At 55.8% G+C, this 21,958-nt stretch carries 25 protein-coding genes; 10 read left to right on the top strand and 15 right to left on the bottom strand.

The annotated features are described in order from the left end of the window. Positions 1-43: 43 nt before the first annotated feature. The 7 genes from P4L78_RS03420 to P4L78_RS03390 form a co-directional block, all read right to left on the bottom strand. Positions 44-874, bottom strand: coding sequence for a carbohydrate ABC transporter permease (locus tag P4L78_RS03420; RefSeq protein ID WP_283148772.1), 831 nt, complete (start codon positions 872-874; stop codon positions 44-46). After that, positions 871-1,773 (bottom strand): carbohydrate ABC transporter permease, encoded by a 903-nt coding sequence (locus tag P4L78_RS03415; RefSeq protein WP_283148771.1) that lies wholly within the window; start codon positions 1,771-1,773, stop codon positions 871-873. Before P4L78_RS03415 ends, P4L78_RS03420 begins: the two co-directional genes overlap by 4 nt. Before the next feature lie 208 nt (positions 1,774-1,981). Then, positions 1,982-3,238 carry an ABC transporter substrate-binding protein gene (locus P4L78_RS03410; RefSeq protein WP_309326955.1) on the bottom strand — a complete coding sequence of 419 codons (1,257 nt, stop codon included), beginning with the start codon at positions 3,236-3,238 and terminating at the stop codon, positions 1,982-1,984. Between the two features lie 189 nt (positions 3,239-3,427). After that, a complete protein-coding gene (locus tag P4L78_RS03405) occupies positions 3,428-5,413 on the bottom strand; it encodes an acyltransferase family protein (RefSeq protein ID WP_309326954.1) in 1,986 nt (661 codons plus the stop codon). 464 nt (positions 5,414-5,877) lie between these two features. Further along, positions 5,878-6,312, bottom strand: a complete 435-nt coding sequence (arsC, locus tag P4L78_RS03400) for a glutaredoxin-dependent arsenate reductase (RefSeq protein WP_283148768.1) — start codon at positions 6,310-6,312, stop codon at positions 5,878-5,880. Positions 6,313-6,339: 27 nt separating this feature from the next. Continuing rightward, entirely contained in the window at positions 6,340-7,422 is a 1,083-nt protein-coding gene (gene arsB, locus P4L78_RS03395) for an ACR3 family arsenite efflux transporter (protein WP_309326953.1), read from the bottom strand. 41 nt (positions 7,423-7,463) lie between these two features. Further along, entirely contained in the window at positions 7,464-7,796 is a 333-nt protein-coding gene (locus P4L78_RS03390) for a helix-turn-helix transcriptional regulator (RefSeq protein ID WP_283148766.1), read from the bottom strand. 236 nt (positions 7,797-8,032) lie between these two features. Between P4L78_RS03390 and P4L78_RS03385 the strand changes: the two genes are divergently transcribed. Genes P4L78_RS03385 through P4L78_RS03375 form a run of 3 tightly spaced genes read left to right on the top strand, consistent with a single transcriptional unit; the run spans position 8,033 to position 9,175 of the window. Further along, on the top strand, positions 8,033-8,572 hold the full coding sequence (locus tag P4L78_RS03385; RefSeq protein WP_309326952.1) for an AraC family transcriptional regulator: 540 nt from the start codon (positions 8,033-8,035) through the stop codon (positions 8,570-8,572). Continuing rightward, positions 8,523-8,930 carry a VOC family protein gene (locus P4L78_RS03380; RefSeq protein WP_283148765.1) on the top strand — a complete coding sequence of 136 codons (408 nt, stop codon included), beginning with the start codon at positions 8,523-8,525 and terminating at the stop codon, positions 8,928-8,930. Before P4L78_RS03385 ends, P4L78_RS03380 begins: the two co-directional genes overlap by 50 nt. Further along, positions 8,927-9,175 (top strand): hypothetical protein, encoded by a 249-nt coding sequence (locus P4L78_RS03375; RefSeq protein ID WP_309326951.1) that lies wholly within the window; start codon positions 8,927-8,929, stop codon positions 9,173-9,175. Before P4L78_RS03380 ends, P4L78_RS03375 begins: the two co-directional genes overlap by 4 nt. A gap of 36 nt (positions 9,176-9,211) precedes the next feature. Here P4L78_RS03375 and P4L78_RS03370 read toward each other — a convergent pair whose 3' ends face one another. Then, positions 9,212-9,457 carry a hypothetical protein gene (locus tag P4L78_RS03370; RefSeq protein WP_309326950.1) on the bottom strand — a complete coding sequence of 82 codons (246 nt, stop codon included), beginning with the start codon at positions 9,455-9,457 and terminating at the stop codon, positions 9,212-9,214. A 294-nt stretch (positions 9,458-9,751) separates the two neighbouring features. Between P4L78_RS03370 and P4L78_RS03365 the strand changes: the two genes are divergently transcribed. The 4 genes from P4L78_RS03365 to P4L78_RS03350 are packed head-to-tail and all read left to right on the top strand — an operon-like array spanning position 9,752 to position 12,491. Continuing rightward, on the top strand, positions 9,752-10,177 hold the full coding sequence (locus P4L78_RS03365) for a YciI family protein (RefSeq protein ID WP_309326949.1): 426 nt from the start codon (positions 9,752-9,754) through the stop codon (positions 10,175-10,177). A gap of 52 nt (positions 10,178-10,229) precedes the next feature. Continuing rightward, positions 10,230-10,757 carry an SRPBCC family protein gene (locus P4L78_RS03360; RefSeq protein ID WP_309326948.1) on the top strand — a complete coding sequence of 176 codons (528 nt, stop codon included), beginning with the start codon at positions 10,230-10,232 and terminating at the stop codon, positions 10,755-10,757. Between the two features lie 58 nt (positions 10,758-10,815). Further along, complete coding sequence (locus tag P4L78_RS03355; RefSeq protein ID WP_309326947.1) at positions 10,816-11,205, top strand: YciI family protein; 390 nt, start codon at positions 10,816-10,818, stop codon at positions 11,203-11,205. A gap of 5 nt (positions 11,206-11,210) precedes the next feature. Continuing rightward, positions 11,211-12,491 carry an RNA polymerase sigma factor gene (locus P4L78_RS03350; RefSeq protein ID WP_309327096.1) on the top strand — a complete coding sequence of 427 codons (1,281 nt, stop codon included), beginning with the start codon at positions 11,211-11,213 and terminating at the stop codon, positions 12,489-12,491. A 177-nt stretch (positions 12,492-12,668) separates the two neighbouring features. Here the strand turns inward: P4L78_RS03350 and P4L78_RS03345 are convergent, their stop codons facing one another. Together P4L78_RS03345 and P4L78_RS03340 are read right to left on the bottom strand one after the other, a co-directional pair. Continuing rightward, positions 12,669-12,974, bottom strand: a complete 306-nt coding sequence (locus tag P4L78_RS03345; RefSeq protein WP_283148759.1) for a PilZ domain-containing protein — start codon at positions 12,972-12,974, stop codon at positions 12,669-12,671. Positions 12,975-13,247: 273 nt separating this feature from the next. Then, positions 13,248-13,802 (bottom strand): DUF2199 domain-containing protein, encoded by a 555-nt coding sequence (locus P4L78_RS03340; protein WP_283148758.1) that lies wholly within the window; start codon positions 13,800-13,802, stop codon positions 13,248-13,250. A 325-nt stretch (positions 13,803-14,127) separates the two neighbouring features. Here P4L78_RS03340 and P4L78_RS03335 point away from each other — a divergent pair, with 325 nt between their 5' ends. Both P4L78_RS03335 and P4L78_RS03330 read left to right on the top strand, forming a co-directional pair. Next, positions 14,128-15,432: a S1C family serine protease gene (locus P4L78_RS03335; RefSeq protein ID WP_283148757.1), complete on the top strand. Its 1,305-nt coding sequence runs from the start codon at positions 14,128-14,130 to the stop codon at positions 15,430-15,432. After that, entirely contained in the window at positions 15,417-16,388 is a 972-nt protein-coding gene (locus tag P4L78_RS03330; RefSeq protein ID WP_309326946.1) for an FHA domain-containing protein, read from the top strand. Before P4L78_RS03335 ends, P4L78_RS03330 begins: the two co-directional genes overlap by 16 nt. Positions 16,389-16,433: 45 nt before the next feature. Here the strand turns inward: P4L78_RS03330 and P4L78_RS03325 are convergent, their stop codons facing one another. The 5 genes from P4L78_RS03325 to P4L78_RS03305 form a co-directional block, all read right to left on the bottom strand. Next, the gene (locus tag P4L78_RS03325; RefSeq protein WP_309326945.1) at positions 16,434-16,937 is read right to left on the bottom strand and encodes a DUF3291 domain-containing protein; all 504 of its coding nucleotides are present in this window, start codon (positions 16,935-16,937) and stop codon (positions 16,434-16,436) included. Between the two features lie 37 nt (positions 16,938-16,974). Then, the gene (locus P4L78_RS03320; RefSeq protein WP_283148754.1) at positions 16,975-17,256 is read right to left on the bottom strand and encodes a chorismate mutase; all 282 of its coding nucleotides are present in this window, start codon (positions 17,254-17,256) and stop codon (positions 16,975-16,977) included. Between the two features lie 32 nt (positions 17,257-17,288). Beyond that, positions 17,289-18,794: a sensor domain-containing diguanylate cyclase gene (locus P4L78_RS03315; RefSeq protein ID WP_309326944.1), complete on the bottom strand. Its 1,506-nt coding sequence runs from the start codon at positions 18,792-18,794 to the stop codon at positions 17,289-17,291. Positions 18,795-18,954: 160 nt separating this feature from the next. Further along, entirely contained in the window at positions 18,955-20,340 is a 1,386-nt protein-coding gene (locus tag P4L78_RS03310; protein WP_309326943.1) for a carbohydrate-binding protein, read from the bottom strand. Positions 20,341-20,773: 433 nt separating this feature from the next. Next, the gene (locus P4L78_RS03305; protein WP_309326942.1) at positions 20,774-21,349 is read right to left on the bottom strand and encodes a helix-turn-helix domain-containing protein; all 576 of its coding nucleotides are present in this window, start codon (positions 21,347-21,349) and stop codon (positions 20,774-20,776) included. Positions 21,350-21,487: 138 nt separating this feature from the next. Between P4L78_RS03305 and P4L78_RS03300 the strand changes: the two genes are divergently transcribed. Continuing rightward, entirely contained in the window at positions 21,488-21,955 is a 468-nt protein-coding gene (locus P4L78_RS03300; protein ID WP_309326941.1) for a nuclear transport factor 2 family protein, read from the top strand. The last annotated feature ends 3 nt before the right edge of the window (positions 21,956-21,958 follow it).

The following is a 21,958-nucleotide window of genomic DNA, read 5'->3' as shown; positions in this document are numbered from 1 at the left end:
TACATGCTTTGAAGTCGAAACCCGAAGGTCGGTAGCACTCGCCCTACCCCTTCACCGCCCCCGCCGTCAGCCCGCTCACAATGTGCCGCTGGAAAATCAACACCAGCGCAATCAACGGCACAGTCACGATCACCGAAGCTGCCATCAGCAATCCCCACGGCAATTCGAAACTGCTGCCGCCCGAGATCAATGCAATCGCCACCGGCACCGTGCGTTCTTCGTTGGACAAGGTAAACGTCAGCGCAAACAGAAACTCATTCCACGCCGCAATAAAGGCCAACAAACCGGTTGCCACCAACGCGGGCCATAGCAGCGGCAAAAAGATACGGAAGATCAGCGTAAAGATGCCAACGCCATCCATCACCGCGGCTTCTTCAATTTCTTTGGGTAGATCGCGCATGAACGTCACCAGCACCCACACGGTAAACGGCAACGTAAAGATCAGATCGGCCAGCATCAGCGCCCACAGGCTGTCGTACAAGCCCAGCGTGCGGATCAGCTCGAACAGGCCAGACAACAGCGCCACTTGCGGGAACATCGAGACGCTCAAAATGCACATCATCAAAGTACCGCGACCACGAAACGACACGCGGCCCAATGCATAGGCGGCCAGCATGGATAACAGCAGCGAGAACACCACCACGCCCGTCGCGACGAACAGCGAATTGGATAAATTGGCGCCAAATGACTGCTCTTTGAAAATGGCAATGTAGTTGGCCAGTGAAGGATGCGCGGGCCACAGCGAGGTGGAAAACAAGGCGCTACCGTTTTTTAGGGACGAGACAATGGCGTAGTAAAACGGGAACAACGAAAAGAACAGCACCAGCGCCGAAGCCAGATAGAACCCCAGCACCATCAATGGATTTTTCTTCATGCTGCGTTCTCCATGCGGCGGCGGGTGCCCACCATGTAAATCGTGGTGGATAGCGCAATGATCAGGAACAACAGCGTGGCCGAGGCAGAGCCGTAACCCACTTGCTGGAAGTCGATCAGTTGTTCACGCACGTAAACCGACATGCTCTTGGTGACGTGGCTGTTGGAGGTCATCACGTAGATCAGATCGAACACGCGCAAGGCATCGAGCGTGCGGAAAATCATCGCCACCAGAATGCCGGGCATGATCAGCGGCAAGGTGATGTAGCGGAACACGCGCCAGCGCGGCACGCCGTCAACTTTGGCGGCTTCGTAACAGTCTTCGGGCACCAGTTGCAGCGCGGCCAGAATCAGCAAGGCCATGAATGGCGTGGTTTTCCAGACATCAACCATGATGATGGTCGGGAAAGCCAGATGCGGATCAGCAGTAAAAGCCAATGGTGTCGAGATCAAATGCATGCTTTGCAGCGCGGCGTTAACGACACCAAACTGGTCATTGAGCATCCACGACCACATCTTGGCCGAAACAACTGTTGGAATCGCCCACGGCACCAGCACAGCAGCGCGCAAAAGCGCCTGAATACGCGATGGTGTATTGAGCAGCAGAGCCACGCCCAGACCCAGCAGGCTTTCCAGGACGACCGAGATAATGGCGAAGAACAGCGTATTGGATACCGAATGCCACCACTCGCCATCGCGCAATACGCCCGCTTCGCCGATATAGTTGGCCAGGCCGACAAACTCGCGGGCGCTCATGTCGGACAACTGGGCGTTGGTCAGACTGAACCAGATGGTGCGCAGCAACGGCCAGCCAGCAATGGCCGCCAACACGATCACCGTGGGCAGCACCAGCCAGTAAGCTTGCCGCCGTCGGGCACGGGCGATGAGCGAATCATCCATAGGTCACCTGTGAAGAGAGAGGTGTGCCCCGATAAATCGGGATAAATGGAGTGAGGGGTCACCTCCCCGTCATCAGCATGGCAGTGCCGATCACGGGAACGCTGAAATCGCCGTGTGCAAGGCTTGGGCGCTGACCACAGCGTGCGATACACACTGCAGCCTTTCCCTCACCTCTCACACTTCGCCCCTCACCGCACGCTGGGCGTGCTTACTTCCAGGGGCCCATATGCTTGAGCGACGCATCCAGACGGCCCAGTGCGTCGGTCGCATTGGAGTTGCCGGACAGCACGTCGTGGGTAGCATTCCAGAACTGGTTGCTAACCTGGTTGTACTTGGATGCGGTGACTGAAGAAGGCCGTGCCACAGCACTGGTAAAGGTGCTGAACAGGTCGCCCATGAACGGGTTGGCCTTAAGCACATCCGGATCTTTGTAGAGTGACGCAATGGTCGGGTTATAACCGTTGCTCACCGCGCGCATCTTCTGCACTTCCGGGCTGGTCAGATACATCACCAGATCGGCCGCGAGTTTGGCGTTCTTGGAGTACTTGGAAACGGCCAGTTGCCAGCCACCTAGTGCTGCGGCGTTGCGGCCATTGGCGCCACCCTTAGGCAGAGCCATCACACCGACCTTGCCCTTGACCGGGCTTTCGTCTTTTTGCGACAGCGCCCAGGCGTATGGCCAGTTGCGCATAAACACAGAGTTACCCGACTGGAACACGCCGCGGGCTTCTTCTTCACCGTAGTTCAGCACAGCTTTCGGCGAGATGGTGCCAACCCATTTTGCCGCGCTATCAATGGCTTTGATTGCTTGCGGGTTGTTGATGGATACCTTGCCGTTTGGCTCAACGATATTGCCGCCGCCGTAGCTGGACACCCATTCCACAGCATCACAAGTCAGGCCTTCATAAGCACGACCTTGCCACACGTAACCCCACATCTTGTCGTTACCGGCAGCGCGTTCACCGTCCTGGATTTTTTTGGCCTCAGCAGCCATGTCATCCCAGGTAACGGGCGGTTTGAGGTTGTATTTTTCCAGCAAATCCTTGCGGTAGTACAACAGGCCCGCATCGGTAAACCAGGGCATCGCCATCAGTTTGCCGTTGACCGTATTGTTGGCAATCATGCTGGGGAAATGCTCTTTTTCCGCGCCTTTGGAATAAGGCTTCAGATCGACCAGATGGCTGGCCAGCAAGCCAGGCCACACCACGTCAATCTGCAGAATGTCGATTTTGTCCGAACCGCTGCCCAGAATCTGCTGGTACAGAGCCAGGCGCTCGTTGGAATCGTTAGGCGGTGTAACCACCAGCACTTCGTTGCCGGTTTTCTTGGCCCACTCATTCACGGATGTCTTGCACAGCTCCAGCTCACCGCCGGTAGAACCACAAGCAATACGCAGCAGCGCGGCGTTAGCACCGCCAGCAGCCAGCAACGTCGCCAACGCAATCAAGCTCAACTTGGTCTTCATGGTGACTCCTCGTCTCGGTTTCGATGTGTTTCTTGGTTTGAACGAACCGCAGCCATTGAACCGTGTGCTTGTTAACCGGAAATTTCGATATTGCGGGTTTTGTTAACAATTGAAACATTGGCGGCATCCATGGGCGGGATGCCCGACGACCACCGTGCGGTCGGACTGACCGTGAACCGTGAGGATAGCCTAGTGATCGATCAAACCATCGGACCTCATGACGTTAAGGATGTCCATTGAGCCCAACAGGCTGACATGATGAGTATCGCTGTAGAGTGATTTATAACCGTCCCTGAAATTACAATAGTGGCCCGTGCAAAAATAGGAAGCCGGGTCGAAGATCAACATCTTTGGATTCTCACTCTTGACCTTCAACACCTCGCCTACGTATTCCTTTCGGACCTGTTCATTTTCTTCTTTGGTAATTGAACACTCTCTGGACAAGCCAGAGTCCGAGGCCAATCTGAAGGAATATGGGAGTTTTTGCAGGCAAAACCTCGGATCAATCTTCAAATGGGGAACGTCAATAAAGTACACAACCTTCTTCCCCAGCTTCAGGAGTTCATTTACAAGAAAATCATTTCCGGCGATAAAGGCCTCATCGCTGGATATGTGCTTGCCGTGCAGATAGTAAGAAAACCTCGCGTCCTGCCCATCAACATGGTAGTTAACCAGAACAACTACTTTTATCGAGTCTATTTTTTTTGCTGCATTTAATACTTCATTGGCAATACCCGTGCAGGTGTTGCCAAAAGAATTTTTAAACGAGGGAATGTAGGTTAAATTTGGATACAATGGGCAGGAATATCCGGATATCAACACGGAATTCAAATCAAACTGTTTGCCATATATGGAAGAATAAAGTGCCATAGCATGGCTATCGCCTGCGAACATGATTTGCGGACTCTTTGAGTTAGCCACGCAAACTTCCTCTGGCAAAGCGGACAGTCCCAGCAGGTCCCGGCAGCTACTGTCGGAGCTATGAATCGCCAAAAATGTGACGGGCTTTCCGAAGACCATCAGATCCCTGCTGCTATAAGGAAGACGGCCTTCAAACCCTTTACTGAAACTACCCAATGAGCCAAATACAATCAAACTCACACTTAAAACAATTCCATAGGTAAAAATTGTTTTACGTTTGACTCTTTGCTTGTTCCTGAAAGGCGCTTCAACAAACCGCCATCCAAAATAAGCGAGGAAAAATGAGATGCAAGTAAGGAATAACATCACGCCAGCACTGGGCCTGTCTAGAAAAATATATCTGGCAAACGCAAATATGGGTTGATGCCAGAGATAGGCGCTATAACTGATCAAGCCAATCCCGACAAACAAAGGGGTTCCCAATATCTTGCCAGCCCAAGTCTTTGGTGTGCTGTACAAAATGATAAGCGCGGCACCCACTGTGGGTACAAGCGTATATATGCTCGGAAAAGGAGTGGTCTTGTCGAAATAGAATATTGAAAACACAATAAGAGCCAGCCCTGCCAGGCTCCCGACATGGCTGACGAACGTTTCATTTGTTTCATTGGCTGCGTTTTTGGGATGGGCCAGATAGAATGCAACGAACGCTCCAACCAACAGCTCCCAACCTCTGCTTGGCAGCAAATAAAAAGCAGCCACTGGCTGCTTGAAAACATAAATTTGCGCCAGAACCAAACTGACAACAAACACAAGAGACAAAAGAATTAGAATATTACGTTTACCCAAACCCCAGGTTAACAGAAGAAAAACGGGAAAAAAAACGTAGAACTGTTCTTCTACGGCCAAGCTCCAGGTGTGCAGTAACGGGTTTAGTTCTGCGGCCGGGTCAAAATACCCGCCGGTAAAACCGAAAAAAATGTTGGATGAAAAAGTGGAGACTGCAATCAGGCTTTGAGAAAACTTTTTCATGTCTGGTGGAAAAAGCCACAACCACGCAAACGGAATACAAGTGAAAAGCACAAGAAACAGAGCTGGCAAGATGCGCCTGGCTCTGCGTTCATAGAATTTGATGATGGAAAAACTTTTGGTATCGAGCTCGGCGATGATAATGGTGGTAATAAGATAACCACTAATAACAAAGAATATATCAACTCCGATGAAGCCACCGCTGAAAAACTGAAAACCTGCGTGAAAAAGGATGACTGGAACAACGGCTAGCGCTCTAAGTCCGTCTATTTCCCGCCTATATTTCATATCGAAATTCTCCGGTGGAATCTGTATTCGGAATGAAATAAAACTGCAGATCTTGCAATTAACCGGTTAGCAAAAATCCATATTCAATACTCATTGTTGCACCCATGATCCGGCAGCTGGCAGGGCCGCACCCAACACAGGTGTAAACTACACACATCGTTGTAAATATCCCTGGAACAATATAGCGGGCTCGTTTCGGACTCTTGGCAATGCTTGTAGCTCCTCTTGCCCGGAACGTGGGACCCGTTCTCGCGACACAAGCAAAAATGCATCAATAAGCCCAAGCGTCCAATGCAGTATTGGAAAAATTTCCGCTTTCCGCCATGTCATCCATCAGGCGAAAGGGCCGTGGCGGGGACAGGACAAAGAACCATCCTTGCCCCCTCGCACCGGCCTTGTCTGATCGAAATCGGTTTCACCCCAATCAAGTGGCAATGGCCAACCGAAAGTCCGGCGATGCTACCTCAGGAAGATTTGCTGACCCGATTGCCTTGAGCATCAACCACCGCTTCGCCATCTTCCTTGTTGAAAGCGGCTCGTTGCGGGCCTGGCAGAATATCCAGCACCAGTTCGGAAGGTCGACACAGTCTGGTGCCCAGCGGCGTGACCACAATCGGGCGGTTGATCAGAATCGGGTGCGCCAACATGAAGTCGATCAATTGATCATCAGTCCATTTGGCATCATCCAGCCCGAGTTCTTCATATGGCGTGCCTTGTTTGCGCAGCAAAGAACGCACGCTAATCCCCATGGCCGCGATCAGCTCAACCAGTTTCTCCCGGCTCGGCGGGGTTTCCAGGTAGAGAATGACTTGGGGTTCTTCGCCACTATTACGAATCAGTTCCAGCGTGTTGCGCGAGGTGCCGCAGGCCGGGTTGTGATAAATGGTGATGTTGCTCATGGTGCTTTTTCCGTTGAAATTGCGGGTTTAGCGGGCAGCGCGCAGGCCGCGCTCATACCAGGGTTTGCTGCCGTTCACGATGCGGACCACCAGCAGCATGACGGGCACTTCAATCAGCACGCCGACCACCGTAGCCAGCGCTGCGCCGGATTCAAAGCCGAACAGGCTGATCGCCGCAGCGACGGCCAGTTCGAAGAAGTTGGATGCGCCAATCAATGCCGACGGGCACGCCACAGAATGTTTCTCGCCCACTTTGCGGTTCAGCCAGTACGCCAGCGCAGAATTGAAAAACACCTGGACCAGAATTGGCACAGCCAGCAGTGCAATGACCAGCGGTTGCTGGATGATGGCATTGCCCTGGAAGGCGAACAGCAAAACCAATGTGACCAGCAAGGCGCTGATCGACCACGGCTGGATCGTGCTCATGGCAGCATCAAAACTTGCCTGACCTTTAGCCAGCAGCACTTTGCGGATCACCTGAGCCAGCAGTACCGGAATCACGATGTACAGCACGACGGAAGTCAGCAACGTGGCCCACGGCACGGTGATGCTGGATACGCCCAGCAACAGCCCCACCAGCGGCGCAAAGGCGAAAACCATGATCAGATCATTGAGCGCGACTTGCGACAGCGTGAAATACGGATCACCACCGGTTAAGCGGCTCCATACAAACACCATTGCGGTACACGGCGCAGCAGCCAGCAGGATCAAACCGGCAACGTAGCTGTCGATCTGGCCAGCGGGTAGCCATCTGGCAAACAGCACGCGGATAAACAGCCAGCCCAGAAACGCCATCGAGAACGGCTTGACGCACCAATTGATAAACAGCGTGACGCCTATGCCTTTGAGGTGACCGCGCACCTGATGCAATGCGCTGAAATCAATTTTCAGCAGCATGGGGATAATCATCACCCAGATCAGCAAGCCCACCGGCAGATTGACCTTGGCGATTTCCATTGCGCCCACGGCCTTGAACACGCCAGGCAAACCTTGCCCCAGTGCAATCCCGACCACGATACAGATGGCAACCCATAAGGTCAGATAGCGCTCGAATACACTGAGCGGTGCACCGGCAGCTTGCTTGCCGATGACTTCACATTGGGCGGACATTCAATTACTCCAGACAATAAACCAGGGATTTTGAGCAGGAATCAGCAGCAACCACTACCCGTTGCAAGGCTTGCCTCAATGCCACAAGGCGCGCCACCGCAGCAGTTTTCGGTCAGAAATGCCAGCAACTCGTTCATGGCAGCGTAGTTGGCCGAGTAGTACACGAAGCGGCTTTCCTGGCGGCTGGAGATCAACCCGGCCCGTGACAGTTCTTTCAGGTGAAAAGAAAGCGTCGCTCCAGCCAGACCTAGCGTTTCGGCTATGCGCCCTGCCGCCAACCCGTCCGGGCCCGCGCCCACCAGCAGGCGAAAGATGGTCAGACGGGTTTCCTGTGCCAGCGCAGCGAGAGATTGGACAGCGGTTTTATTTTCCATATTTCCATAATTATGGAAATATCATGCAAGGTCAAGCAGCAAGCGAACAGGGGCCGCTCGTACGTGCGCTAACCCGGCATTTCTTTACCGCTCCAGCTATCAATTTATGAGGAATGCAAAGAAGATCAACGTTAAACCACACCTGTTCACGTCGGGCAGAAGCGCTTCACTCCGGCGCATTGACCGGGCCAGTACAAGCGGTTCAAATATCTGTTATTGGAGAACCGGAAGACAGCATGGGTACAGAGACTGCGAGCCAGGACCCCGAGTTATTGCGTCGATTGTTGCGGGCGAAAGACCGTATGGATGCTGCCTCGCACGAGGCCTGGCCAATCAGGCGATTAGCCAGCGTGAGCCATGTTTGTGAAGCCCACTTCGCGCGATCGTTCAAAGACGCCTTTGGTGTGCCGCCACACCGCTATTTGCTCACCCGGCGCATTGAACGGGCTGTGACGTTACTGCGCGATAGTGACCTGTCGATTACCGAGATCGCTTTTCAGACTGGCTGGCAAAGTCTGGGCACGTTCGGGCGCGTTTTCCGTGATATCACCGACGAAAAGCCGAGCACAATCCGCGCCCGCGCACGCGCTGCAGCACGCGAACTTGGCAGCGTGCCCTTCTGCATTCTCAGCGCGGCACACCGGCCCAACCTCACAATCTCAGTTTTGGAGAAGCGACGCCGCCCAGCCGGACGTATAAAAGAACCTCAACCAACGGAGGTGCAAAATGAGTCAGTGGATCCAGATGGTGGGTATATACGTGCGAGATCAGGATGAAGCGCTCGCGTTCTATGTAGACAAGCTGGGGTTTCGCGTACATACGGACGTGCGCAACGGTGATTTTCGCTGGCTAACGATACAAGCGGCAGATCAGCCAACATTTCAGCTCGGTTTGTTTGCGCCAGGTTCGCCCATGCACGATGCCGCGACAGAACAGACGTTGCGCGCAATGGTGGCCAAAGGTGCAATGCCCTCTCTGGTGCTGGCCGTGGACAATTGCCGCGCCGCTTATGACCGGATGCTAACCCAGGGCGTCGAGTTTACGCAGGAGCCCATGGATCGCTATGGCACCGTGGACGCCGGCTTTCGCGACCCGTCCGGTAACGGCTGGAAAATGATCGAGGTGCGTCAATGACACCGGCGGCGAAGCAACTGGCCAACTGGTCAAGCAGCCTGATCCGGCAGATTCCCCGTTGGTTATCGATTGCCTTTACTTTGACTGTCGTCGCCAATTTCGCGGTGAGAACGCAAGGGCAACCAGCGGCCTGGATCACCTATTCGCCGTTGCTTTCGCTCGCCTTGCTTTTGCTCACGGGTCTGTACTTGTTCATGCTCCCCTATGCCAGCCGTTGGCACAGCGAGTTGCGCATCGATCTCTAAACAGGGAAGCGAGATGCGCGTGAGGACTCGGAAGGCTCATATAACCAATTTCGAATCGCTTTTGCTGGCGTACCTGATATGCAGCTCAAAGAAAACGGGCGCAACTGCGCCCGTTTTCTTTTGCCCCAAAGCCGGGTTGGCTGGCGCCTTCACCACGTTGATTACCGACTTGTCGTCTTTTTTTCCTGCTTGCTTTTCGACCGGTTCTTTGTTTTCAACATCAGCAGCATGAATGGGGTAGTCAACCGCAGTTTGTCTGGCTTCGCCGCGACCGCCACCCACGACCAGACACGATAAAAAAATGCATCCGCATGAGAAACGGTGCCGCAAAGCGCAAGAACCAGCAGCGTAAAACCAGCCATTCCGTATGCAGCCGACCAGGCAGATGTAGTTACATCACGCTATAAATCAGAGATTTAAATGCCCCGAATGACCTGCCCACGAAAAAAAAAACCGCAGTCGTGTCGATTTGCGTGGCGCTGGTTCGTCGTACTTATAACAGCGGCCAAAACAAGGTGTTTTCAAACCACATGAAGCTGCTCGTTACCCCTTTTCTTTCAAATCAGGAGAAACAACATGCGATTTATGGTGATTGTTAAAGCCACCAAGGATTCTGAAGCCGGCGTGATGCCAGATACCGAGTTGCTCACGGCCATGACCAAATACAACGAGGAACTGGTCAAAGCGGGCGTGATGCTGGCGGGAGAAGGTCTGCATCCCAGCTCCAAAGGCGCACGAGTGCTGTTTTCTGGCGACAAGCGCACAGTGGTTGACGGCCCGTTTACCGAAACCAAAGAGCTGATTGCCGGATTCTGGCTGTGGGAGGTGAAGTCCAGAGAAGAAGCCATCGAGTGGATCAAACGCTGTCCGAACCCGATGCCAGGCGATTCGGAAATCGAAATCCGCCAGGTGTTCGATCCGCAAGATTTCGGCGAAGCCTTTACGCCCGAACTGCAAGAAGCAGAAGTGCGGTTACGTGCCGAGTCGGCCAAAAACGGCTAAGCGCCCGCCCGCTAAACATCATTACAAAATCAAACATTCCCCCGGAGAAAACATGTTCAAAGGCATTCTGGTTCTGATTCTGCTGATCGTCGTGTTCGTCCTCGTGCTCGCCGTCCGCCAGCCCGATTCGTTCCGGATAGCGCGCACAGTCACCATTAAAGCGCCGCCAGAGCGAATTTTCGCGCTGATCAATGACTTTCATAGCTGGAGTGCATGGTCACCCTTTGAACATCTGGACCCGGACATGAAGCGTACTTTCAGCGGTGCGCCCAGTGGCGTGGGTTCAGTCTACGAGTGGGACGGTAAAGGCAAGGCAGGCGCTGGGCGGATGGAAATCACCACCGCGACTCCGACACAACAAATCGTCATCAAGCTGGATTTTCTAAAACCTTTTGAAGCCCATAACCAGGCTGAATTTTCCCTGAAAACCCAAGGCGACAGCACCGAAGTGACCTGGGCGATGAGCGGAGCAATGCAGTTTATCGCCAAAGTCATGGGGGTGTTTTTCAATATGGACAAGATGATTGGCGCTGACTTTGAAACGGGTCTGGCCAATCTGAAGGCAGCAGCAGAAAAGTAAACGCGGCTGGGTCTCAAAGCGCCCCGCCACACTCTTCGCACTCTGAAGGAGTACTGAAATGCGTTATCTCTCGGTTTACACCCCAGACCAGCAACCGCAGGCAGGCGACGTCCCTTGCGACGAAGACAATGTCCGCATGGGCGCATTAATTGACGAAATGGTTAAAGCGGGCGTGATGCTGGCCACCGACGGCTTGTTGCCAAACTCTGCCGAAGATGCACAGATGCACTATCACAACGGCAAACTTTCGGTGGTTGATGGCCCATTTGCCGAAACCAAAGAGTTGATTGCCGGCTTCGCCATTATTCAGGTCGCTACCAAAGACGAGGCCTTGTACTGGAATCGACGCTTTATGGAACTGGCCGGACCAGGTCGCTGCGATATCCGGCTGATGTATGACACGTCGCCCATGGAGAACTTTGCCGCAGCCGCTGAGGCCCACGCTTGAGCACAGTGGTAACAACGCATCGCGCCATCGAGGCGGTGTGGCGGATTGAGTCTGCCCGCATCATCGCCGCCTTGGCGCGCATGCTGCGTGACGTGGGCCTGGCCGAAGAACTGGCCCAGGATGCGCTCGTCACTGCGCTGGAACAATGGCCGCAAAGCGGTGTGCCGGACAACCCCGGCGCGTGGCTGATGACCACGGCCAAACACCGCGCGCTGGACCGGCTGCGCCACCACAAGCTGTTGGAACGCAAGCATGAAGAGTTCGGCCGCGAACTCGAGATTGAACAGGAATTACTGCGCGCCGATGCCGCTGACGCACTCGATGATCACATTGGCGATGATCTGCTGCGGCTGGTGTTCACTGCCTGCCATCCGGTGTTATCGCCCGAAGCGCGCGTCGCGCTCACGCTCAGGTTACTGGGCGGTTTGACCACCGACGAAATCGCCCGTGCATTCCTGGTACCCGAACCCACTATCGCTCAGCGCATTGTCCGGGCTAAACGCACCCTCACCGCCGCACGCGTGCCATTTGAAGTGCCCACTGCCGAAGCCCTGCCCGAGCGCCTGGCGTCGGTCTTGGCGGTGATTTATCTCATTTTCAATGAAGGCTATGCCGCCACCGCCGGTGCCGACTGGATGCGCCCGGCGCTGTGTGACGAAGCGCTACGCTTGGGGCGCATTCTGGCCGGGCTGGCACCGATGCAAGCCGAGGTGCATGGGCTGGTCGCCTTGATGGAAATTCAGGCTTCACGCTCGCGCGCCCGCATCGGGCCTGATGGCGCGCCAATCTTGCTGCTGGAGCAAAACCGCGCAAGGTGGGACCAATTGCTGATCCGGCGCGGGCTGGCCGCGTTGGGGCAAGCGGAAATACTCGGCGGCATGCTCGGCCCGTACACCTTGCAGGCCGCCATTGCCGCCTGTCATGCGCGGGCGCTCACCGCAGACGAAACCAATTGGGAACGCATTGCCGCCTTGTACGACGCGCTGGCCCAGGTTTCTCCTTCACCGGTGGTTGAGCTGAACCGGGCCGTGGCGCTGTGCATGGCCTTCGGGCCAGAGGCAAGCTTGGCACTGGTCGACACCTTGCTGGATGAACCGTCGTTACGCAGTTATCACTTGTTGCCCAGCGTTCGTGCAGACTTTCTCTGCAAACTGGGGCGATTTGCCGAAGCCAGCGCTGAGTTCAAACGCGCCGCAGAACTCACCCGCAATAGTCGCGAGCAAGTGTTGTTACTGGCACGCGCTCGTGAATGTGCCGAACGTGCCTCCGACAATTCGGCACACTGAACAGCCATCCTCATAGTGATTAAAGAAGTCGTAGCCCGGATGCAGCGCAGCGAGAATCCGGGATGCAATGATGGCAAATGCCAGAGTCCGCAGCCCCTTTATGCATGGACACCCCGGATTCTCGCCAGGGCTTCATCCGGGCTACACGGCGACGGCTGCGGGTTTGGTAAAACCTGATTACTGCAGCACCTGCGTAATCTCCAGCCCCAGTTCGTATTCCTTGCCGCGCTCGATCTCATGGCAGCGCCGCACCTTGACGGTAGCGGCGAATGGCGTGCGCGAACCGCCGCCCACTGGTGGCGGCATCACCACAATATCGAACACTTCATCCAGCTGCGGTACGTAACTGGTGCGCACGGTCAGGCCGCCGACACTGAGGTCGGTGCAGGTGCCATATTGCGACGGCGAGTGATCGTGAAAGCGTAGTTTGACTTCGCAATTGATTGGTATTCGTCGCGCGCTGCGTTTTTCTTGCTGCCCCATTCTTGCGGTCCCCAGCCTGGCAGATTAGCGTCATTTTTATTTGCGGCTTGCAAACACATGCTGCCAGTTTCTGCAGTGCACGTGGGAACTGCATGCAATCGGGTATCGGCCCTGCAACAACCAGTTGCCGCTCGCCCACCGATATGCGGTCAGCCTGGGACGGCATCGCATAATCGCGAGCTTTGGTGCATCCGGCGTAGCGCCAGCGGCGATATCGGGGCCAATATGGCCGACCCGCAGCTGTGCGTAGATCGGCCCCTGGCGTGGTCAGATTTATTGCGCGCCGTCAGCCGGTGCGACCTGGCCGGTGCCATGTACCAGATGCTCGGCGATGGTCTGGGCGCGGTCCTGACTGAAGCCGCCGTATTGATCGTGCAGCAGCGGGTGCGTGGCCTGGGTGGCAGTGCGCTGCAAGATCAGCGCCGGACGCAAACCGTGCGGGCGCGGATGCACATTGAGCAGCAGACCCAAGGTATCCGGATAACCGGGCAACTGGTTGCTTAACCAGCCCGAACGCACTACGTCCACGCCCGGCGCGGTCAAGCGTGTCTGGTGTTCGGCAAAGGTTTGCGCATCGACGGCCACCCAGACTAGCCAGCTGAACATCAGTTCGGTGCCCTGCACTGGCACTTCCAGCACGCCGCGAACGAAATGATCAACCTGATGGCCGTGGTCGATCTTGCAAAAATCAGAGTCAATCTGCGCGATGCTGCTCTTTTGTTCATCGCTCAGGTTGAAGTAGTGATACGGCACGGCAAATTCAAAACCTGGCTGGCCGACATGGGTTTGTCCGCACACGCGACAGGTAAAAGAAAAACTCGATTGCATGATGCTCTCGTGGAGGATTCGGCAAGACCGCCACTCTAGCCGTTGCGTAACATGCGCGTCCACTGCCGTGTGCCCAAGCGCCGCTGTGTTGCGGCAAGCCCGCATGAAACCTCGGTTTTCCCAAGCCTGGAGGCTCAATTGTGTAGCTTTGAACGCATTGCCAGCATGGCGGTCTCAACTCACGTATTGCGCTTCCTGGCTATCAGGCAGTGGTTACTGTCAGACAGCCGTTGTGGTTTGGTGACAACGCGTGAAAGACGCGTCGCGTAACCGATGACACGCGGGTAATATGGCCCGCGCCCGGCGCCTTTGTGCGTCCTCTCAAATGCCTGCCTATATCTTGAATAAATTCCCGAACCTGCTTGCCGTTTGCCTGTTCCTGCTCACCGTGGTGGTCGCGTCGGTCAGCCGCGCCGAGACCGTCTCGCCCGATACCTCGCAAGTGTTCCGCCAGTACAAAGATGCCGTGGTGCAAGTGCGCATCATGGATAAGCGCAGCAACAATCGTTCAGCGCTGGGAACCGGTTTTGCAGTGGATGATGCGGGCCACATCATTTCCAACTTTCACGTGATCTCGTCACTGGCGTGGCACCCGGAATGGTTCCGCGCTGAGGCCGTCCGTGCCAACGGCAGCGTGGTACCGCTGGCTGTAATCGGCTTTGACGTGGTGCACGATCTATCGTTGCTGAAGATTGCCACGCCGTTGCCCACTCACCTGGAGCTGGATGCCGGGCCGCTGGATAAAGGCACCACGCTGTACTCGTTCGGCATTCCGCTGGATCTGGATTTCACCATCGTTCGCGGCCTGTATAACGGGCTGATCGACAAAAGCCTGCGTGAGCAAATCCACTTTACCGGTGCTATCAACCCCGGCATGAGCGGTGGCCCCACGGTGACCGAAGCCGGTCGGGTCATTGGCATTAACGTTGCCACTTCAGGCAACGATGTCGGCTTTCTGGTCCCCGCCAAATATGCGGTCGCGCTGTTGCAGCAAAGCACCAACCCGCCGATGACCACCTCCACCCAGATGCTCAAACTGGTCGACCAGCAATTGCTGGCCTCGCAAGATGCCGTGGTCGCGCGCCTGCTGGCAGCGCCGCTAAAACTGGATAGCGTGGGTCATTACCGCACAGCCCGTGACTGGTCGGATTTCTTTCGCTGCTGGGGCAACGAGATACGCGGCGACGACAAACGTTATACGGCGCAGACCATGCGTTGCGGCTCGCAAAGTTCGATCTTTCTGACCGAAGAATACGAAACCGGCACGGTGTACTACAGCAGCAGTTATGTGCAAAGCAAAGGGCTGAATGATCAGCAGTTTGCCCATTTATACGGCGGGCTGTTCAGCGTTGATCCACCCTTGCCAGACGCCACCCGCGAGGACGTCGGCAACTTCAGTTGCAAGACCGCGTTTGTGCATCAGCCAGACGGCTTGCCGCTGAAGAATGTGTTTTGCCTGCGCGCTTATCGTAAATTGCCGGGTTTGTACGATGCGGTAATGATGAGCGCCACGCTGGACCAATCGCAAAATGGTCTGATCAATCGCCTGGTGGTGGGTGGCATCAGTTATAACAACGCGGTCAAACTGGCCCGCAAATTTCTGGGTGCAACGGCATGGGCGAACCACTAATCCTGGAAATCCTGGATCGCCGGGGCAAAGTCACCCATCGGCAGAAATTCACGGATTTCCCCATTCGCATTGGTCGCGATTACAGCAATGAGTTGATCCTCGACGATGACGCGGTATCGCCACGTCATCTGCAAATTGAAGCGGCCGATAACGGCTGGCATGTGGTGGATCTGGGTAGCGAAAACGGCAGTTTCACCGGCAATGCCGGTGCGCGTTTCCAGGAATCCACCATCGCCGCAGATCAGCGTTTGCGGGTAGGCCGCACCATTTTGCAGTTTCGCAGTATTGCATCCGCAGTCGCGCCAACAGTCTTGCATGGCGGCTTTTTGTGGCGGCTGATGGAGTTGCTGGGCAATCTGTGGATCATGCTGGCCTTGCTGGCCATCAATATCGGACTGCTAACCTGGAGCAGTTTTCTGGATCAGGCCAATCTGGTCAAAACCTCCGACCTGATCGTCACCGCAGCCAGCGTTGGCTTCGCCGCCCTGCTGTGGGCCAGCGCCTGGGCCTTGCTGGCCAGATTACTCAATCACCGTGCCGTGCTGTTCGAGTACATCTCGCTCGCATCCATCATGACCATTCTGGGCGTCATAACCGAAGCCATTGATATCCGGCTGGATTACCTCTGGCCCGACACGCTTTCTGTGGGTGCGGTGACGAGCCTGTTGTGGCTGGTGCTGGTATTTGGTTTGGGCTATCTGCATCTGAAGCTGGCCACCGCGCTCAGTCGCAGCAAGCTGTGCACAATGCTGGGTGTCGGCGTAGCCGTGCTTTGCCTGATTTTGCTGACCACCAACTACCGCGATGCACACACCTTCACCACCGATGTGGAGTACAACGCCAACCTGCAACTGCTGCCAACAAGGTTATTGCCGAGCCAGCCTACCGATCATTTCTTTGACGATCTGGGCGATGTGAAAGATCAGGCGCAGAAAAAGGCCAAGGATTTGAATTAAACATTTGAACGCTTGGGCACCCGCACCACGGCCCGAAGGCGAGCGTCAGGTGCCGGGGCAGGCTAAGTCGCGGGTCTCTTCAGCCGCCCCTGCCAGCCCTTGTCCATCCGGTGCGGGGAAGGCGTTCTTGAAGACAAACGCGTGTGCGGTCGGGCCGGACTTTTGCAGATAAGCCAGCCGCTCGGCTGCCTCGGCCAATGTCGGAATGTGGTCGTGATCCACCCACCACAACACCATATAAGCCCGATCCAGGCGCTCAAACCATTCATTGCGCCGGCGCATGATCTCGACATGAGCGGATTTGAAAGCGTATTGGGCCAGTGACGCTACGTCTTCCCACACCGACATATTGACCAGCACGTTATCCCCCAATGCCCGAACGGCAGTGGCATCGCCCTCTTCATCTTTGAGCCGCCAGACAAAACCAGGAGAACACTCCGCCAGTGCATTGATGCGCTCCAGGTTCCCCACAAAATCGGCCATGACCGGGGACTCCAGCGGCGCTTTCATGCTGGCGATATTCAGTTGCGCCAATCGATACTTCGGCATGCATATCTCCGTTCAAATACACCACGCCTGAAACCAGTCACAATTTCTGGTGATTGCTCACTACTTCATCAATGATGGTGCGCAAGAACTTGATGGCGAACGCCTCGTCCAGGCCGTTATCCCGCGCCAGTTGCACGATGCGCTCGGTTTGTCGGGCTTCTCGCTCAGCGTCGACCGCAGGCAAACCCTGCGTTTTCTTGATCAGCCCCACGTTATGGGTAATCGCAAAGCGCTCCGCCAGCAAACTCACCAGTTGCTGATCGATTGCGTCGATGCGCTGGCGCAATTGCGGCAGTTGCTGTTCATTGGCCTGAGCCATCTTTTCCACCCTTCCTGTCTGGCTAAAGCGCATCAATCCACATGCTTGTTGCCGCGCCGGTCTTCAGGCGTGTTGGCGTAAAAGGCGCGTTTTTCTTCGTACATCAACAAGTCGGCGTGCTGCACGGTAGCTTCCAGCCGTTCACCTCTATGACAAGTGGCCACGCCGATCGAGAAGCTCAGTTGCGCGCCCGGATAAAACTGGTTATTCATATCGATCAAATGCCGGATGCTTTCTACCATTGCCGCGCCGCCGCGCTCATCCACGCCGGGCAACAGCAAGGCGAATTCATCGCCGCCGATGCGCGCAGCGTATTGCGGCGCCTCCACCGCTTTGGCAAACACCTCGCCCGCCCGGCGCAAAATGGCATCGCCACTGGCATGGCCTAGCTGGTCGTTAATGCTTTTCAGGCCGTTCAGATCAGCAATGATCACCGTAACCGGGAACGGGCCTTTGCGCTCCAGCCGGTTCAGCTCATCAATGTAGAAAGAGCGATTGCGCAGTTTGGTCAGCACGTCGTGTTTGCCGAGGAACTCCAGATACGCTTCGGCTTTTTTGCGGGCGGTGATGTCGGTCAGCGCCACCAACACCAAATCCCAATTCTGCTCGTGGCCAGGCAGCACGGAAAACTGCAGATGCACGTTCACCACGTTGCCTTCCAGCGAGTAATTGATGACTTCGCGCTGCTGAAACAGTTTGTTGTCCCACAAATCAATCAATTGCTCGCGAAAATGCGGGCGCATGTCATCGCGAAACACATCGCGCAGACGGCTCAACAAGGTCTTTTTGTCCGGCGCGCAGAACATTTGCAAGGTGTGTTGGTTAACATCGATCACATGGATTTCTTCCATGCAGCGCTCGACAAATTCCGGGTGTACGTCGGTGAATACCCGCAAATCCGAAATGCCTTGAGCGCGGATTTCATCGATCAGCGTTTTGACCGAGCTGAAATCTTCTACCCACAGCGATACCGGGGAGTGCTCAAACAAGCCGCGAGCGTATTGCGCGCCGACCGCGACCCGATGCCGCGCGCGCTCCAGTTCGGTGATGTCTTCCACCGCGACCAGCACCCGATCCCAATTTTGTTCGTGGCCGGGCAATACCGTGCCGCGCAGCAATACGTCCAGCCGCCGTCCGCTGAGCGTGTAATTGACCGTCTGGCTCAAGAACTGCAACTGGCCGGACCAGAGCTGGATCAGTTCTTCCAGGTGTTCTTTGAGCATGTCGTCGCGAAACACCCGATCCAGCCCGCCGATCAGTTGTTCAACGTTTTCTGCCTCAAACAAAGTCAGCGTTTTGCGGTTGACCTTGACCACCCGAATGCACACCGAGCATTGCGCAACGCGGCTCGAGTCTTCACGAAAGAATTCGCGCAGGTCAGTTACGCCCTCTTCGCGCCAGCGGGCAAACAGCGCACGCAAGTCGCTGTAGTCTTCCAGCCACAGCGAAACCGGCGCCAGTTCAAACATTTCGGCATCGTCACTAGCGGCAACCGTGCCGGCGCGTGTCATGTTGGTGCTGAGAGGGTTTTCCGACATGGCACACCTTTGTTTTATGTTGCCGTCATTCTAGAGAGTTATACGGTTGAAGAAAAACCGGTGTGTCAGTCGTTGGGCGTTTATCCGCAAACATCAATAAAAAATCCGGCGGAATGTCCGCCGGATTTTATTTGGAACATGAATAACCTGGATCGCCAGATTACTGACCCAGATCGCTCACAAAGCGATTGGTAAACGACAGATTGCTCTGACCGTTGGTACCGGCCACATCGCGATCAAACGACCAGTAATGCACACCGGCCAGACCGTTCTGAATCACGAAGGTCGACATCACGTCAGTATCAGCCAGGGTGAAGGTTTCGCCCGATGTGTCGTTCGCGGCAATCATTGGTGTCAGTTCAATCTGGTTGTACGGCAACTTGTAGAAGTTATGCAGATCCATTGCGGCCTGGATCGCAGACTGACCCATTTCGCACTTGCCCCCGCTCACCACACATACGCCATTGGATGCCGGATTGCCGTAATCCATCACCATCAGGTTGACCGTGTAGTTGGTCAGGCCCAGGTTCTTGATGGCGTTCATGACCATGATGCCTTCGTCACCCAGCGGATTAGGCGAGCTGGCACCCATATCCGTCGCAACGGTGGCACCGGACGGGCTGGTTGCCAAGGTAGCGATGGTGAAGCTGAAGCGCAGGCCAGGCCACGTCTTTTGCGCGGTAATCACGCGTTGAACCAGGGCGTTGATTTGGGCTTGGGTTTGACCGGCTTCAATATCGAAGTCCACGCCGATCATGTTGGCCGAGTAGTAGTTGTTGATGAAGGTGGTAAAGCCTGCATCCGTGGCGCAGCTGAAGACGCCTGCAGCACCGCCGGTGGACACCACATACTTCTTGCCCGCGCCGGTAAACATCGGCACGTTGGTGGCAGAGAAGGTGGCTGGCAGCATACCGGCCAGGTTTTCACCGACCGGGCTTGGCGAAGTGGAACCGCACTCGCCAGTCACAAAGGCCCAGGTCAGTGTCGACAAGTTGGACGGCATGGCGCTGGTGACATTCACAACCGTGCCAGCTGCATTCTTGCTACGCATGCCATCGGTGTTCCAGTCTGTATTGACGGTGACGTCTTTGTACGGGCTATCGATGAACTTGGGCGCTGTACCGCTTGGTGTCGGTGCGGGCGTTGGCGTTGGCGTTGGCGTTGGCGTTGGCGTTGGCGTCGGTGTGGGTGTGGGTGTGGGTGTGGGTGTGGGTGTGGGTGTGGGTGTGGGTGTGGGTGTGGGTGTGGGTGTGGGTGTGGGCGTCGGTGTCGGCGTCGGCGTCGGCGTCGGCGTCCCGCTGGTACACGCACCGTTCGAGGTCCACGGTTGGCCGGTACCGCTACCGCCGTTGTTGGTATCCGGCTCCTGGTTCTGAGTCCACCAGTTGGCGGTGTAATTCACCCCGGCGAAGCTGGCTTTGTTACCGCCAACATAAGCGGTAGTGGCATTCCAGGCAGTCGAACAAGCCGGGGTCGCAGAAAATGCAAATGAGGTTGCCAATACGGCAGGCAGGACGGCCAAGGCCATCCGGTTGATGCGTAGCATGAAAATCTCCATCCAGTTAGTTGGTATTTGCTATCGAACGGACGCTTTTGCGTCTCTGGGTCGCGAAATGCTGCCTGCTCGCAGGCAGGTTCCATGCGGTTGACAGATATGCGCCGGGTTTGTAAGAAATTCGGCGTGCTGCCATTAACCGCGACCCACCGGACGGCGTCAATGCCAGCCATGACAGGGCTTTTTGGGGGCAAGCAGACCACATGCAGATGGAGGAATTGCGCGTTGCTACGCCATAGAATCGGCAACCCGCATTCAGACACGGGCCGATACAAACATACCAACGTGACCGAAAATGACTGAATTGCCGAGCAATAGAACCACTTGGGTTTGGTGTGCCGAATATCGGCTACCGATGGCGGCAAAAACCGGAGAGAAGTTGCTGATTTTGCAACACTTTTGTCAGCAACCAAACCGTACCCGGCTAGTTGCCCAAACCGGCTAACAACCGTGCCAGAGCATTGAGCGCGTCATCCGGCGCGGCATCAATCTGGGCCCGCACAATGGCACCATCAACCGCTTGGGCAGCGGCTTGGGCATCGGCCAGACGCGATGGTGTATCCGGCAGCAAAGCGGCAATCGCCAGCGTCATCGCCGCTTTGTGTTCACGCGCGATATCTACTGCATCGGGCAAGCTGCCGCCCAGTTCCACTACCGTGTTGATAAAGGCACAACCGCGATAATCAGCACTGCCCAGCCATTCGGCCAGCGTGGGGACCAGCGCGGCCAAGCCAGTGCTCGCGCCGCCGTGACGCTGCAATGCGGCCGTAAACCAGGCTAGCCAATGCTCGTGGCGGTACGCCAGAAAAGCCCGGATCAGCTCATTCTTGCTGGGATAGTGCCGGTAGAACGTCACCTTGGTGACGCCGGATTCCGCGATGACCCGATCAATGCCGGTGGCTCTGATGCCCTCTTGGTAAAACAAGGCATAAGCCGTGAGCAAGATGCGTTCTTTGGCGGGTAGCGCTTCGCGCTCTGCCGCCGCAACGGGTGCCAGCATCGTGACAATGTCAGTGTTGTTGAGCGTATCCATAGCTGGCGAGTGTAGACAAGTCTGTCTACACCGTCTAGAGTTGCAATCATGTAGACAGACCTGTCTACAAAATTGTATGCCTCAATTCATCGCCAAGGAATTCTCATGGAAAATCGCCCACCCCTGCCGCCGTTCACCCTGGAAACCGCCATCGCCAAAGTGCGGCTTGCCGAAGATGGCTGGAACAGTCGCGACCCGCAGCGCGTGGTACTGGCGTACAGCGAAGACACCCGCTGGCGCAACCGTAACGAATTCCTCGTTGGCCGCGCCGCTGCGCAAGCTTTGCTGGAACGCAAGTGGGCACGAGAACTGGATTACCGCTTGATCAAGGAAGTCTGGGCCTTTGGCGGCCCACGCATCGCCGTGCGCTTTGCCTATGAATGGCATGACGATTCCGGCCAGTGGTTTCGCAGCTACGGCAATGAAAATTGGGAATTCAACGCCGCCGGCCTGATGACCCATCGCCACGCCAGCATTAACGACGCCGCCATTGAAGAAAGTGAACGGCAATTTCACTGGCCGCTGGGCCGCCGCCCGGACGATCATCCCGGTTTAAGCGACCTTGGGTGTTAAGCC

The organism is Silvimonas sp., from assembly GCF_031291215.1.
Taxonomy (GTDB): domain Bacteria; phylum Pseudomonadota; class Gammaproteobacteria; order Burkholderiales; family Chitinibacteraceae; genus Silvimonas; species Silvimonas soli.
This window is presented reverse-complemented; position numbering and strand designations above follow the sequence as displayed.

Bases quoted from the DNA above. Each gene is read 5' to 3' on its own strand.
- P4L78_RS03380 (WP_283148765.1), top strand. From the start codon at position 8,523: ATGAGTCAGTGGATCCAGATGGTGGGTATATACGTGCGAGATCAGGAT.
- P4L78_RS03405 (WP_309326954.1), bottom strand. From the start codon at position 5,413: ATGAAATATAGGCGGGAAATAGACGGACTTAGAGCGCTAGCCGTTGTT.
- P4L78_RS03365 (WP_309326949.1), top strand. From the start codon at position 9,752: ATGCGATTTATGGTGATTGTTAAAGCCACCAAGGATTCTGAAGCCGGC.
- P4L78_RS03305 (WP_309326942.1), bottom strand. From the start codon at position 21,349: ATGCTGGCACCCGTTGCGGCGGCAGAGCGCGAAGCGCTACCCGCCAAA.
- P4L78_RS03335 (WP_283148757.1), top strand. From the start codon at position 14,128: ATGCCTGCCTATATCTTGAATAAATTCCCGAACCTGCTTGCCGTTTGC.
- P4L78_RS03330 (WP_309326946.1), top strand. From the start codon at position 15,417: ATGGGCGAACCACTAATCCTGGAAATCCTGGATCGCCGGGGCAAAGTC.
- P4L78_RS03410 (WP_309326955.1), bottom strand. From the start codon at position 3,238: ATGAAGACCAAGTTGAGCTTGATTGCGTTGGCGACGTTGCTGGCTGCT.
- P4L78_RS03320 (WP_283148754.1), bottom strand. From the start codon at position 17,256: ATGGCTCAGGCCAATGAACAGCAACTGCCGCAATTGCGCCAGCGCATC.
- P4L78_RS03315 (WP_309326944.1), bottom strand. From the start codon at position 18,794: ATGTCGGAAAACCCTCTCAGCACCAACATGACACGCGCCGGCACGGTT.
- P4L78_RS03390 (WP_283148766.1), bottom strand. From the start codon at position 7,796: ATGGAAAATAAAACCGCTGTCCAATCTCTCGCTGCGCTGGCACAGGAA.
- P4L78_RS03415 (WP_283148771.1), bottom strand. From the start codon at position 1,773: ATGGATGATTCGCTCATCGCCCGTGCCCGACGGCGGCAAGCTTACTGG.
- P4L78_RS03355 (WP_309326947.1), top strand. From the start codon at position 10,816: ATGCGTTATCTCTCGGTTTACACCCCAGACCAGCAACCGCAGGCAGGC.
- P4L78_RS03310 (WP_309326943.1), bottom strand. From the start codon at position 20,340: ATGCTACGCATCAACCGGATGGCCTTGGCCGTCCTGCCTGCCGTATTG.
- P4L78_RS03360 (WP_309326948.1), top strand. From the start codon at position 10,230: ATGTTCAAAGGCATTCTGGTTCTGATTCTGCTGATCGTCGTGTTCGTC.
- P4L78_RS03345 (WP_283148759.1), bottom strand. From the start codon at position 12,974: ATGGGGCAGCAAGAAAAACGCAGCGCGCGACGAATACCAATCAATTGC.
- P4L78_RS03420 (WP_283148772.1), bottom strand. From the start codon at position 874: ATGAAGAAAAATCCATTGATGGTGCTGGGGTTCTATCTGGCTTCGGCG.
- arsB (WP_309326953.1), bottom strand. From the start codon at position 7,422: ATGTCCGCCCAATGTGAAGTCATCGGCAAGCAAGCTGCCGGTGCACCG.
- P4L78_RS03375 (WP_309326951.1), top strand. From the start codon at position 8,927: ATGACACCGGCGGCGAAGCAACTGGCCAACTGGTCAAGCAGCCTGATC.
- P4L78_RS03300 (WP_309326941.1), top strand. From the start codon at position 21,488: ATGGAAAATCGCCCACCCCTGCCGCCGTTCACCCTGGAAACCGCCATC.
- P4L78_RS03385 (WP_309326952.1), top strand. From the start codon at position 8,033: ATGGGTACAGAGACTGCGAGCCAGGACCCCGAGTTATTGCGTCGATTG.
- P4L78_RS03325 (WP_309326945.1), bottom strand. From the start codon at position 16,937: ATGCCGAAGTATCGATTGGCGCAACTGAATATCGCCAGCATGAAAGCG.
- P4L78_RS03340 (WP_283148758.1), bottom strand. From the start codon at position 13,802: ATGCAATCGAGTTTTTCTTTTACCTGTCGCGTGTGCGGACAAACCCAT.
- arsC (WP_283148768.1), bottom strand. From the start codon at position 6,312: ATGAGCAACATCACCATTTATCACAACCCGGCCTGCGGCACCTCGCGC.